General features: G+C 41.7%; 11 protein-coding genes and 2 tRNA genes. 3 read left to right on the top strand and 10 right to left on the bottom strand.

The features are described 5' to 3' along the window. A complete protein-coding gene (locus E4S40_RS05785; protein ID WP_135072112.1) occupies positions 1–1,377 on the top strand; it encodes a methyltransferase RsmF C-terminal domain-like protein in 1,377 nt (458 codons plus the stop codon). Here the strand turns inward: E4S40_RS05785 and E4S40_RS05780 are convergent, their stop codons facing one another. From E4S40_RS05780 to dapF, 7 genes are all read right to left on the bottom strand, one after another. After that, positions 1,378–2,028 carry a response regulator transcription factor gene (locus tag E4S40_RS05780; protein WP_135072110.1) on the bottom strand — a complete coding sequence of 217 codons (651 nt, stop codon included), beginning with the start codon at positions 2,026–2,028 and terminating at the stop codon, positions 1,378–1,380. Positions 2,029–2,039: 11 nt separating this feature from the next. After that, positions 2,040–3,899, bottom strand: coding sequence for a tetratricopeptide repeat-containing sensor histidine kinase (locus tag E4S40_RS05775; protein ID WP_135072108.1), 1,860 nt, complete (start codon positions 3,897–3,899; stop codon positions 2,040–2,042). A gap of 96 nt (positions 3,900–3,995) precedes the next feature. Then, entirely contained in the window at positions 3,996–4,769 is a 774-nt protein-coding gene (locus tag E4S40_RS05770) for a S1/P1 nuclease (protein ID WP_135072106.1), read from the bottom strand. A gap of 59 nt (positions 4,770–4,828) precedes the next feature. Further along, a complete protein-coding gene (locus E4S40_RS05765; protein ID WP_135072104.1) occupies positions 4,829–6,019 on the bottom strand; it encodes a M20 metallopeptidase family protein in 1,191 nt (396 codons plus the stop codon). After that, positions 6,000–6,539, bottom strand: coding sequence for a hypothetical protein (locus tag E4S40_RS05760; RefSeq protein ID WP_135072102.1), 540 nt, complete (start codon positions 6,537–6,539; stop codon positions 6,000–6,002). The genes E4S40_RS05765 and E4S40_RS05760 overlap by 20 nt, the downstream gene beginning before the upstream one ends. Positions 6,540–6,545: 6 nt before the next feature. Next, positions 6,546–9,923: a preprotein translocase subunit SecA gene (gene secA / locus E4S40_RS05755; RefSeq protein WP_135072100.1), complete on the bottom strand. Its 3,378-nt coding sequence runs from the start codon at positions 9,921–9,923 to the stop codon at positions 6,546–6,548. Positions 9,924–10,020: 97 nt separating this feature from the next. Further along, positions 10,021–10,794 carry a diaminopimelate epimerase gene (gene dapF / locus E4S40_RS05750; protein WP_135072098.1) on the bottom strand — a complete coding sequence of 258 codons (774 nt, stop codon included), beginning with the start codon at positions 10,792–10,794 and terminating at the stop codon, positions 10,021–10,023. Between the two features lie 176 nt (positions 10,795–10,970). On the opposite strand from dapF, the gene E4S40_RS05745 reads away from it, so the two are divergent. Together E4S40_RS05745 and E4S40_RS05740 are read left to right on the top strand one after the other, a co-directional pair. Next, positions 10,971–11,729, top strand: a complete 759-nt coding sequence (locus tag E4S40_RS05745) for a superoxide dismutase (RefSeq protein WP_135072096.1) — start codon at positions 10,971–10,973, stop codon at positions 11,727–11,729. Positions 11,730–11,813: 84 nt separating this feature from the next. After that, positions 11,814–12,281 (top strand): pyrophosphohydrolase domain-containing protein, encoded by a 468-nt coding sequence (locus E4S40_RS05740; RefSeq protein WP_135072094.1) that lies wholly within the window; start codon positions 11,814–11,816, stop codon positions 12,279–12,281. Between the two features lie 156 nt (positions 12,282–12,437). On the opposite strand, the gene E4S40_RS05735 is transcribed toward E4S40_RS05740, so the two are convergent. The 3 genes from E4S40_RS05735 to E4S40_RS05725 form a co-directional block, all read right to left on the bottom strand. Next, positions 12,438–12,983 (bottom strand): REP-associated tyrosine transposase, encoded by a 546-nt coding sequence (locus E4S40_RS05735; protein WP_135072093.1) that lies wholly within the window; start codon positions 12,981–12,983, stop codon positions 12,438–12,440. Between the two features lie 184 nt (positions 12,984–13,167). Continuing rightward, a tRNA-Leu gene (locus E4S40_RS05730) sits at positions 13,168–13,251 on the bottom strand. Between the two features lie 67 nt (positions 13,252–13,318). Further along, positions 13,319–13,391, bottom strand: a tRNA-Gly gene (locus tag E4S40_RS05725). Between the last annotated feature and the right edge of the window lie 8 nt (positions 13,392–13,399).

Raw genomic sequence — 13,399 nt, 5'->3', positions numbered from 1 at the left:
ATGAGCGAGGTCAACATTCATCCGGAATTTCAAAAACGAATGATCCATCAACTAGGAAAGGTGGATTATCAACAGTTTGAGCTAGCTCTTAGCGAAGATTCTCCTACAACGATTCGTCTAAACCCCTTCAAGATTGAAAATTGTCCTTTCGAGGGGAAGGAAATTGCTTGGTCTCAGCATGGGTTTTCTTTGGAAAAAAGACCGGCTTTTACCCTTGATCCACTTTTTCATGCTGGAGCTTACTATGTACAGGAGGCATCCTCCGTGTTTATTTCAGAGGTGCTTCGTCAGCTTCAAGTACCTAAAGGAATTTTTCTGGATTTGGCGGCTGCACCTGGAGGGAAATCCACGCTGCTTTCGACTTACCTTAGTCAGGATGGATTATTAGTTGCTAATGAAGTCATCCAAAGCCGAAATCAGATACTAAAAGAAAATTTGATCAAATGGGGATTGGGGAATTCCATTGTCACTCAGAATGACCCTGCTCATTTTCAGGATTTGGAAGGCTTTTTTGATTTGGTATTGATTGATGCTCCTTGTTCGGGTGAGGGGATGTTTCGAAAGGACCTGGAAGCACGAAAAGAATGGAGTCCGGATCATGTCCGGCTTTGTGCAGGTAGGCAACAGCGGATTTTAGATCAAGCTGGAGGATTGGTAAAAGGAGGCGGTTATCTGATTTACAGCACTTGTACCTTTAATGAGCAGGAAAATGAGGAGATGATTCGGTTTTTGACTTCAGAGTTTGCTTATGAGTCGGTACGAATTGAGTTGAACCCAGATTGGCAAATAGAAGAATCAACAGTACAAACAGAAGAGGGGACATTTTTTGGATACCGATTTTATCCGCATCGGGTAGAAGGAGAAGGCTTTTTCATTTCGGTGTTGAAGCGGCCCGAAGATGCCTTTAGCATGGAGCCGAAAAAGAAAAAAGACTTTAAGCATCAATTTTTAAAACTGGTGGATGAAAAGACCTGCTTGTCTTTAGATGAAGAGTTGGGGTTTGAAAACAGCCAATATTACTTATTGAATGACTCTTATTTTCGATTTCCGGAAATGTGGAAAACTCATTTAGAGCAAGTTATCCACAGCTTAAATATCCGCTATTTTGGAACAGAAATAGGTAAAAAGCAAAAAACCGAATGGATCCCTTCCCATGATTGGGCAGTTTCGATTTTGCCAAAAAAAGGGTTTTCCACACAAGAAATTTCTTTAGAGGAGGCCTTAGAATTTTTGAGGAAAAATGATCAAGAACTGAATCTGAAAGAATCTGGATGGGTCTTATTGACTTTCCAAAACTTACCGATCGGATGGGTGAAAAATTTGGGTAATCGAATCAATAATTATTATCCCAAAGAATGGAGAATTCGAAATTTGTAATCAACCTTCAATAATTCGGTTTTTCACCGCCTTTTGTACTGCCTCCATTTTGTTGTGAACCTGGAGCTTACTGTAGATGTTTTCAATGTGCTTCCGAACGGTTTTAGGAGAAATGAAAAGGTTTTCTCCAATTTGATTGTAACTCAGGCCCTTGGCCGTTTGCTCCAAAATTTCAATTTCACGCTTCGTTAAAGAAATATCCTCTTTTGGCTCTTCAAACTGTGGGGGATTTCGCAGAAGCTTGAGAGTTTTCAATGCAATACTTGGGGTCATAGCAGCACCACCATCCAAAGTATCCAATATTCCTTGATATAATTCCGGTGGAGAAACTTCCTTAAGGAAATATCCACTTGCACCCGCTTGAATGGCTTTGAAAATATGCTCGTCGTTGTCAAAGACGGTCAGCATAATGGTCTTGATTTGTGGATAACGTTGCGTGACTTGGGAAACTGCCGCTATCCCATCCATTTTGGGCATCTCAATATCCATTAAAACCAATTGGATATTGGAATCCTCTTCCAGCTTTTTCAACAACTCTTCCCCGTTAAAGGCATGAAATTTTACTTCCAAATCAGGATAGAAGGATATCTTCTCCATTACTGCTTTAAGTAAAAATGAGTTATCCTCAGCAATTGCAATTTTGATAGCCATAGGTATTTTCTTTAAAAAACATGAACGCGGGTTCCTTGTCCCATTTTGGATTCAATCTGTATTTTTCGCCCTATTCGATCGGCACGCACTTCCATATTTCCCAATCCATTTCCGTTTTTTCTACTACCGGTGATACCTTTTCCATTGTCCTCCACTAAGAGGGAAAGGTGACTATTTTCGGGGAAGAGAGAAACTTTAATTTTACTTGCTTCAGCATGCTTGATGGCGTTTTGAATTGCTTCTTGAGCAATTCGATAATAATTGATTCCTTCTAATGAATTCAATTGAAAATTTTCATCCAAATTTTCTCCCAATTCCAAAGTGAAATCAATGGCGGGACAGGCATTTTTGGCCTTTTCCAGCAAACCTGCCAACCTTCCTTGAAGGTCATCCAAGGTAATGCTGTCTTTATTCATCGCCCAAATGGTATCCCTTAGTTCATTGATCGTTTCGGTGGTAAATTCTGAAATCTGATCTAGCTTTTTCCCCAAAATATCTTTGGGCAAATCCAAAAACTTTAAGTTATTCAGGCTTGAAATGATAAAGGTGAGTTGAGCGCCGATATTATCGTGAAGGTCTGAGGAAATCCGCTGCCTTTGTTCCTGAAGGCGCTTTTGGGTCTGCTGTTCCGCAAAAATCTTTTGAAGCTTCGCCTCTTGTTCAAGGTGCCAGTTTTTATTTTTTTGTCTGTAATAAATAAAAAACCCAAGACCCAAACTGATCAATAAAACGATGAGTAAAAGCAGTAATTGATTATTTCTATTCTTTACCAAAAGTTCATTTTCGGCTAATTGAGCTCTGGATTCAGCAAGTTGTCTTTCCTTTTCAGAAACCTCATATCGGGTTTCCAATTCACCCATCATTCTTACACGGTCTTCTTTAAAAATAGTGTCTTTTAATGCTGCATATTGCTCCAGGTAATCTAGAGAAAGCATCAAGTCTCCTTTCTTTTTTTGAAATCGAAATTGATCATAAAGGTAATCCCGAAGCTTTTCCCTTGAATCACTCAATTGAACATAATGATAAGCTGAATCCATCATTTCCTCAGCTTCATTGTATCGATCTAAATTGTATGCAATGGTTGCCAGATTGGTATAATTGGTAGCCAATTTGTAACTATCCATACTTCGATAGTTGTATTTGAGAGAAATTTCGACCCATTTTTTGGCCTCTGCATATCGGCCTTGCTTGAGAAGTGTGTTCCCAATGTTGTTGTAGGTATTAGTAAACGCCGAGCTATCTAATTCCGAAAGTAATTCTAAGTTTTTATAGTGGTAAAAAAGAGCGGAGTCTGGTTTGTCCCAATCATCAAAGTTGATCGCAATTGCATTAAGCGCAAAGGATTTGGTTCGAGTGTCAGAATTTGGACTTCCTGAAAGGATTTGGTATCCTCTCTTGGCATACTCTACTCCTTTCTCATATTGTTCCATATCATGGTACACTATTCCCAAATCCGCCAAGGAATAGCCCATCCGATTAGAATCATTGACCGCCAATGCCTTTTCGTAAGCTGTCTGACCATAGAGCATTGCCTTTTCCCAATTTCCCAAAATAGACTCTAAATAAGTTAAGTTGTTGTATGCGGAAATCAGGTAACTTGAACTTTCTTTCGACGAAAAAAAAGGAAGGCTTTTGAGTAGAGTTTCTACCGCTTGGCGAGGATTGTTTTCTATGTTTTGAAACCTTGCCAGATAATAGAAGTACATTCCCGAATCAACCTTTGTCTCGAGTCTAGTCTCAAGTTCTTCAAAAAGGATAGCGGTAGAATCCCTATTATCTAATGCTGATAGAAACTCTTCCTCCAATTCTTGGGAGAAGGATGAAAAAACACTGAAAATAAAAAAGAAGGCAACAAAGAGTAGTTTGTGCATACCGAAATCACGAAATATAAATCAGTACGATAAATATAAAAAAATGGCCTTGAGAGCAAAATCTCCCAAGGCCATTTCCTTGATTTTCAAAATTTTCTACCCGTAAATCTCTTCCAAAATCTGTGCTAACCGCACGCTTGCTGCAATCATCCGCTCTTCGGCAATTTTGAAATTGTGATACATATAGGCATAGCTAATCCGACGGTTTTCTGGTAAATCATAAACAGCTCCACGAAGATCTACCGCTTCCTTCAACCAATCTTGCATGGTTGCAGACCTATATTTTTGCTGAAGCTCAGGAGTAATTCTTCGAAAAAGTTCATTCCCCATTTCTGTATAGCTCATTCCCTGTCGATCAATCATTCCGCTGTCCCAAAGCGCATGCAAATTAGTTGGCTGTCCAAAAAACTCAATCTTCACATCATTTCCTCCACGATCTTCACCCGTACCCACATGCAATGGCTGATGGATATCTTCCACCATGTGGATGAGCATTTTCAGTTTTTCAGCTTCCTCTTCGGCAGATAGTCCCCCCGCTTTCAATTCATTTTTCAAACGGATGATAGCTTCATAAGCATCTCCGGTCTTTTCCTGAATGTTAGGGTCGTATTCACCGTTTTTACTGGTCAAATAATGCCAAGTAGTCGCGTAATCATACGCTCGATCGGAGCGAATTTCATCCATCCAAGTTCCACTCCTTCCTAAGGACATGGGATAAAGCACTTTCTCCACTTTTTTTGCCACGGAGCTCTTCATCTGCCGCTCGGCCATATAGCCGATCAAGTAATGCCCCAATTGCCCCCAAGCAAAGGCTTGAGAGGTAAAAAGCATTAGAAATAGTGCAAGCGTAAACAGTTTAAATACTTTCATAAATTCATTATTGGAATACGAAAATAGGGGAGAAATACTATTGGAAAATTAATAGGATATTAAGGTTTTTGTAATTCTGCAACGGCCAACCAAGCCATCAATCCTGCACCGATTTCCAGTGCATCTTCTTCTATGTCAAAGGTTGGTGTATGCACGCCAGAAATAATTCCTTTTGCTTCGTTTCGAGTTCCTAATCGGTAAAAACATCCGCTAATTTCCTGTGAGTAGTAAGCAAAATCCTCTGCAGCCATCCAAATATCCAAGTCGATCACATTTTCCTCACCAAGATACTCTTTGGCAGCATTTGTCGCTCTGGCGGTCAATTCAGGATCATTTTGTAGGAAAGGATAGCCTTTTCGAATCTCGAAATCCAATTTTCCTCCCATTCCTTCTACCAAGGCATGCGCAATTTGAAGCATTTTTTGATGAGCCGCTGCTCTCCATTCTTCATTTAGCGTGCGGAAGGTTCCCTGGATTTTCACCTCATTGGGAATCACATTGGTCGCTCCTAAAGCTTCTACCCGACCAAAGGAAAGCACCGAAGGGATTTTTGGACTTGCCGCTCGGCTGACTACCTGCTGAAGAGCAACGATCAAGTGCGAAGCAATCAAAACTGGATCGATAAGAGTCTCCGGCATCGCACCATGTCCGCCTTTTCCCTTTACAGTCAGGTATAGTTCATCGGCACTTGCCATATAAATTCCCTGACGGAATCCTACCTTACCAGCAGGAATAAAGGGCATCACATGTTGCCCGATAATTCCAGATGGTCTTGGATTTTCCAAAGCACCATCACGAATCATAAAGGAAGCTCCTCCTGGGGCAACCTCCTCTCCGGGCTGAAATAAAAGCTTGATGGTTCCCTCAAATTGATCTCTCACCTCGTGCAAAATCTTGGCAGCTCCCAATAAGGATGCCGTATGGGCATCGTGTCCACAAGCATGCATCACTCCTGGATTTTGGGATTTGTAGGGAACTTCGTTTGCCTCCACAATGGGAAGGGCATCCATATCTGCCCGAAGGGCGATGATTTTTTTGGATGGATTTTTTCCTTCAATTAGGGCTGTCCAACCCGTCTGTGCTTTGGATTCAAGTTGCTGAATACCAATTTCTTCTAGCTTTTCTTTGACGAATTTTGCGGTTTGAAACTCTTTATAGGAAAGCTCAGGGTTGGCGTGAAGATGCCGCCGATTGGCGATAACCTCTTCTTTATATGCGCTAGCAAGGGATTTAATTTTCTCCTTCAGCATTGTCTATTTGGCTTGGTAGGGTAAAATCTTTGCGCTGAATTCGGTCTCTGATTATTCTTGCGGATGGGAAAATGGTTTTGATTTCATAGAGTACTTTCAAGGCCTCTACCTTGTAACCATATCTCCCTACTTTAAGCAAATAACGAGGTTGCTCATATTGCATTTCAGCACTTATTTCCGGAAAGGCCTCCGCAAGTTCTTCCTGAGTTTTGAAAGCTTCATCCCGATTTAGCCCTGAATACACTAAAACTCGAAAACCATTAAAGTAAGGCTCAGAGGTGTTTTTTTCATACTGAACTCGGGCTAATGCCTCCAATTGAGAATCAATTGCTCGGGCAGATTCCTCAGGCTGTATTGGGGGAAGGCTCTCCAATTGCTGCTGATAATCTGGGTAATCCGGCAAACTTGAAGTCAAATCTTCTTGGTAACCTGCAAAACTTTCAGGGCCACTAACAACACTCTGACCTGTTTTGCAGGAGAAAAAAAGAATAACAATACCGAAAACCCAGCTATTCCGCATGGCTAATTAATCAATGATTACACACTTACCTTCCTGAATATCTTGCTCAACACTTTTGAATTTGACGTCCTTTTTGGTGGTTCCGTCATTATACTGAACAGAAATTCGATCATTTCTCCCGTAGGATTTATCAGATTTTCGAGGAGCAACAACTTGCGGTGCAGGTCTTCCTGCTGTCGCAGCTGCGGCGGCCGCCCGATTGGCACCTGGATTTAAGGTACTTCCTGCTTCAGCCTTTGATGCCTGAACTTTAGGTTCGGGAGCTCGTTGAGTCTGTGCTTGCTGAACCTGAGCAGGATCTTGTTTTGGCAATTCCGCTCTGGTCAAGAAGGAAATCATATCTTCATTCAATTTGCCGATAAAGCGCTTGAACATTTCGAAGGCTTCGAATTTGTAGATCAAAAGTGGATCCTTTTGCTCATAGACTGCATTCTGAACAGACTGCTTCAAATCGTCCATATCCCGAAGGTGCTCCTTCCAGTTTTGGTCGATAATAGCCAAGGTGACACTTTTCTCCAAAGACCGAATCAGTTCATGTCCTTCAGAGGAAAGCATTTTCTCCAAATTAACAACAACGCCGATTTGTTTGATGCCATCAGAAATTGGCACCATAATATCCTTCACTGTAGCGCCTCGCTCATCCTGAACTCGCTGAAGTACAGGCAAGGCTGTCTGAATGATTCGCTGATTTTTCTCTTGATAATTTTTGAATGCTGCCTCGTACAACTCTTGGGTTAACTTCCCTGCATCTTTGGATTTTAAATCATTCTCAGAAATCTGATAATCCAATCCTAGAGAGGTGAAAATATTCATCCGGAGGTTTTCTGCATCATCGGTAGACTTGGCCATATCAATGATACTTTCGGCCACATCATACATGATGTTCAGAATATCCAACTCCAATCGCTCACCTTTCAGGGCATTTCTTCGACGGCGATAAACCACCTCCCGCTGGGAGTTCATGACATCATCGTATTCGAGAAGGCGCTTTCGAGTTCCGAAGTTATTTTCTTCTACTTTCTTTTGAGCACGTTCAATAGACTTAGTGATCATGCTGTGCTGAATCACCTCTCCTTCTTCCAAGCCCATTCGGTCCATCAATTTGGCGATGCGGTCCGAACCAAACAATCGCATCAAGGAATCTTCCAAGGAAACAAAGAACTGGGATGAACCCACATCTCCTTGACGACCGGAACGTCCTCGAAGCTGACGATCCACACGACGGGATTCATGGCGCTCTGTACCAATAATTGCCAAACCACCGGCTGCTCTTGACTCTGGAGTCAACTTGATATCCGTACCTCGACCTGCCATGTTAGTAGCAATCGTAACGGTACCAGGTTTTCCAGCTTCCGCTACAACTTCCGCTTCACGGGCATGTTGCTTGGCGTTCAATACCTGGTGAGGAATTTTCTTCAAGGTCAGCATTCGGCTCAATACCTCGGAGATTTCAACTGAAGTAGTACCTACCAAGACAGGTCTGCCTTGTGCTACCAACTCGTTAATTTCATCCACTACCGCATTGAACTTCTCGCGGACGGTTTTATAAACTTTGTCCTCTTTATCCTGACGTTGGATTGGTCTGTTGGTAGGAATAACTACCACATCCAACTTGTAGATTTCCCAAAATTCACCTGCTTCCGTTTCCGCAGTACCGGTCATACCTGCAAGCTTGTGGTACATTCGGAAATAATTCTGTAGCGTAATGGTCGCATAAGTCTGGGTAGCATCCTCCACCTTGACATTTTCCTTCGCCTCAATCGCTTGATGCAATCCATCTGAATAACGGCGGCCTTCCATGACACGACCGGTCTGTTCGTCCACGATCTTAACCTTTCCATCTACAATGATGTATTCGGTATCCCGCTCAAACATACAGTATGCCTTCAAAAGCTGATTGACTGTGTGGATTCGCTGGGCTTTGACGCTATAATCTTTGATGACCTCCTCTTTTCGGATCAGTTTCTCCTTATCCTCAACAGACTCATCTTTTTCCAATTCGGCGATTACCATACCGATATCTGGAAGGATAAAGAAATTCGGATCTTCATTTTTAGCTGTCAATGTTTCAATACCTCGGTCGGTAAGGTCGACGACATTACTCTTTTCATCAATGGTGAAAAGTAGTGGCTCATCTGCTTCCGGCATATTTCGCTTATTATCCTGCAGATAAAAATTCTCTGTTTTTTGCAAGATTACTCGAATGCCTGGTTCAGATAAATATTTAATCAATGGCTTGTATTTAGGCATTCCCCGATAGGCTCTGAAAAGCGCCAAACCACCATCTTTTTCATTTCCTTCAGAAATTTGCCGCTTAGCAGTGGTCAAAAATCCTTGAATCAATTTTCGCTGCTCATCTACAAGGGTAGCAACACGAGGTTTCATTTGGTCGAACTCATGCACGTCTCCCCGAGGTACAGGTCCTGAAATGATCAATGGCGTTCTAGCATCATCAATCAATACGGAGTCAACCTCATCAACCATGGCAAAGTGATGCTTACCCTGAACTAAGTCAGAAGCATCTCTCGCCATATTATCTCGTAGATAATCAAAGCCAAACTCATTGTTGGTGCCATATACGATATCACACTGATAGGCTTTTTTCCTTCCTTGCGAATTAGGCTGGTACTTATCGATACAATCCACGGAAAGGCCATGGAATTCAAAAAGTGGCGCGTTCCATTCGGAGTCACGCTTTGCCAAGTAATCATTGACCGTTACGACATGAACACCCCGTCCGGCTAGTGCATTCAGATAAGCTGGAAGTGTGGAAACCAAGGTCTTACCCTCACCAGTCGCCATCTCAGCAATTTTTCCCTGATGCAAAACCATACCACCGATCAACTGCACATCGTAGTGGACCATATCCCAAACTACCTCTGTGCCGGCTGCCTCCCATCGATTGTGCCAAATGGCCAGCTCTCCGTCGATTTCAACATTGGGCTTGACAGCAGCAAGTTCCCTATCACGCAAATTGGCATTCACCACCAATTTTCCGTTTTCTTTGAATCTTCGGGCAGTTTCTTTTACCACTGCAAAAGCCTGAGGCATTACTTGGTCAAGAATTTCTTCAAGCGCCTTATCCCGATTCTTTTCAATTTCCTCGATTTGGGAGAAAATTTGATCCTTTTGGTGAATCGCATCCGCAGGCAATGATTCTACCTCGGCACGAAGAGAATCAATTTTTGCATCGAATTCCTTTAGATATTCATTAACCTTGGATTTAATCTCCGAAGTCTGAGCCCGAAGTTCTTCATCACTCAGCTTGGCAAGACCGTCAAAAATCTGATTTATCTCCTTAACTCTCGGAAGTAATTCCTTTATATCTCGATCGGACTTAGTGCCGAAAACTTTTGCTATTCCTTTTGCAATAATATCTAACATCTCTCTTTTCTTATGCTAATTGCGGGCCTAAAATTAAGCCCTTTTTATTAGAATTGATAATTGTCTCTTCTTGGCCACAAGAGCATTAAATCAAGCATTAAATTTTGATTTCTCCCTGAAAAACCTGTTCGGCGGGACCAATCAACCAAATATTATCAAAGCCTCCTTTTGGGCTTTTTTGAAATCGAACGGATAAGTTTCCGCCAAGGGTTTGGATTTTAACCTCTCCGGATTGCCTTTCCTGAGCAAATGCCAAAGCAGCTGCAGTTACACCCGTTCCACAGGAAAGCGTTTCATTTTCAACTCCCCGCTCGTAGGTACGAACAAAAATTTCCTCGTTAGAAATCGCTTTTACAAAGTTTACATTGGTGCCTGAAGGAGCATAATCTGCGTCATATCGGACCTTTTCCCCTTCTTTAAAAACGGGATAATTTTCTATTTCGGATACAAATCGAATATGATGCGGAGAGCCCGTATTGACAAAACAATCTGTGCCTTTCGCTTCGATTCCATCTACATTTCCCATTTTTAACTCCACCACATCTTCCTTGAGAACTGCATCGTGGGCACCGTCTATTGCTAAAAAATGTGTCTCATTTTTAACTATGCCGAGGAATCCCGCAAAAGCAACTGCACAACGGGCACCATTTCCACACATACTTTGGCTTCCGTCAGCATTGTAATAGACCATTTCAAAATCAAAATAGGGATGGTTTCTTATCACAATCAACCCATCCGAACCGATTCCGAATTTGCGGTCACAAAGCTGCTTGACCCAAGAAATATCTGTCAGATCGAGTTTTTCTTCCCGATCATCGATCATGACAAAATCATTTCCTGTTCCCTGATATTTATAAAACTGAATTTTCATTCTTTTTTGATTCTTTTCCCTGTGGTTCAAAAACTTCTCCAAGAGAGTCATAGACTAATAAACTTTAACAACTTGTCACAGTTTCAGACTATATGTCCGATTCGGATTCTAATTTCGACAGATAATCCTTAATTTCAGCAACTCAATTGCATGATCAACCAAGAAATCTATTCCTTATGGAAAATCTAAATTTCAACTTATCACGAAGAGCATTTTTGGCAAATAGCAGTAAAGCGGGTCTGGCTTTGAGTCTAGGCGGAACAGCCATTTTAAGTGCTTGCTCCGGTGAAGCAAAAGGTGATTCTCAGGCCGTTTTGGCGACAAGTTTTACCCAATCTCCATTAAGCTTTGACTTTGCTGCATTGGAACCACACATCGATGCTATGACGATGGAAATTCACTACACCAAACATGCTGCAGGCTATGCCAGAAACCTGGAAGCAGCAATTGGTGAGGAAAATGTAGATACGAATAAGCCTTTGGAGGATGTATTGGCTAATATCTCGAACTACTCCACCAAAATGCGAAACAATGGTGGCGGTCATTACAACCATGAATTGTTTTGGAAAGTGATGACTCCGGATGCAGCTGAAAGACCTGAAGGTGCACTAGCTGATGCCATCAATGATTCTTTTGGAAGTTTTGAAGCATTTGCCGAGCAATTTGAAACTGCAGCCAAAACCCGATTCGGATCCGGCTGGGCTTGGCTAGTTGTTGGAAATGACAAAAAATTAGCGGTGGGCTCTACACCCAACCAAGATAATCCACTGATGGATATTTCCGATTTTAAAGGGATTCCGCTTTTGGGTCTTGATGTATGGGAGCATGCATACTACCTACATTATCAAAATCGTCGGGCAGACTATGTTTCTGCATTTTGGAATATTGTCAACTGGAAAATGGTAGCTGAGCGATTTGCTGCGGCCTCCATGTAAACCAAAAGATATTTCGACTTAAAAAAGGCCGGAGTTTCCGGTCTTTTTTGTTTAATTCGATTTTCGAAAAAGAACACTAATTCCATGCAAGATCCAAAATCCCTTACTTCTGTTGCTTTGTTTCATGAGACATTTAAACATCCTGTATTAAAGGAGCCAACCATTCCCTCCGATACACGGTGTAATCTTCGTGTTTCTCTTTTGGCAGAAGAACTGAGAGAATTGGAGGAAGCGATTGAGAATAAGGATTTGGTAGAAATCGCTGATGCACTTTGTGATTTGCAGTATGTCTTGTCCGGTGCGATTCTAGAATTTGGCTTAGGAGAAAAATTCAAAGCCCTTTTCGATGAAGTACAACGCTCTAATATGAGCAAAGCCTGCAAAACTGAAGAAGAAGCCAAAGCCACAGTAGCACATTACGAAGCCAAAGGCACTCCTTGTTTCTATGAAAAAGAAGGCGATTTGTATCTAGTCTTTCGGGAAGGTGATCACAAAACCTTAAAATCTGTCAACTATTCTCCGGCTGATCTGAAAGGAATTCTTGAAAAATAATTTCTGAGAACCTAAAAATCTTAAGCTCCTTCTCGGAGCTTTTTTTAATACAAAAAGCTCCCTCTAGGTGTAGTCGAAACACCGTGGTGACTGTGTGTAGTTTGAAACTACACCCCCGTATCCGTACCAATTTTCAATTGGTATAACTTGCCAGACTCACCAATAATCCACTTCAATCAGGCCATTCAAACCGGCATAATTCCGTGCGCTTGAATATAAATATTCTTCCGGGTTTTCAACCCAGCCTGCCCTTACAGGATTCTGATGAATGTACTTCATCCTACTCTCAATCATGTCAGGCCGATGCAATTCTATCGCATGATTGTCATGGGTCCAAAATTGCAAATTGCCTAATCGCTTATTAAAGGATGCATGGTACTCAAATATCATCTTCATCCATTCTCGCCTACTTTCCTGTGGATTATCCAAAATCATCTTCAATAAATTTTTGCTGGTGAACTTTTTAAAATCTCGTACCCAATCCGATAATTTTCCATCCTTTTGCTGAACAACTAAATGAAGGTGATTGCTCATAATCACATAACCATACAGATACAAGCCTTTTTCTTTTCTAGAATAAGTCAGGTTTTCCAGAATAAAATCCCTGTATACTTTTCTGGTAAATACATCAGCCCAACCTACAACCTGAAAAGTCAAAAAATAAGGCAGCTCTTGATCTCTTATCTGATAGGCTTCTCCCATAAAACCAAGATTAACGATAGCAGCAAATTACAAATTTGTCAGAATATAAAGGTGTAGTTGCAAACTACACCTAGTCCTAGGGGGAGAATTATTGAAAAATAATTTCCACCCGCCAAAAACTTCAAAAGCTCCTAATTGGAGCATTTTTAAATACAAAAAGCCCCGTGTTTCCACGAGGCTTCTGTACCAGGAGCGGGACTTGAACCCGCACGTCCAAACGGACACAAGATTTTAAGTCTTGCGTGTCTACCAATTCCACCATCCCGGCTTCACTAAGGAGTCCTTAGCTACTTATGGCTTGAAACAACAAAGCCCTTTTTCAAGGGCTTGATCAGAGCGAGAGACGAGATTCGAACTCGCGACCCCAACCTTGGCAAGGTTGTGCTCTACCAACTGAGCTACTCTCGCTTATTTCT

This window comes from Algoriphagus kandeliae, from assembly GCF_004571135.1.
In the GTDB taxonomy this organism is placed as follows: Bacteria; Bacteroidota; Bacteroidia; order Cytophagales; family Cyclobacteriaceae; genus Algoriphagus; species Algoriphagus kandeliae.
Note: the sequence above shows the minus strand (reverse complement) of the source record. Positions and strands in the feature narration are given on the sequence as shown.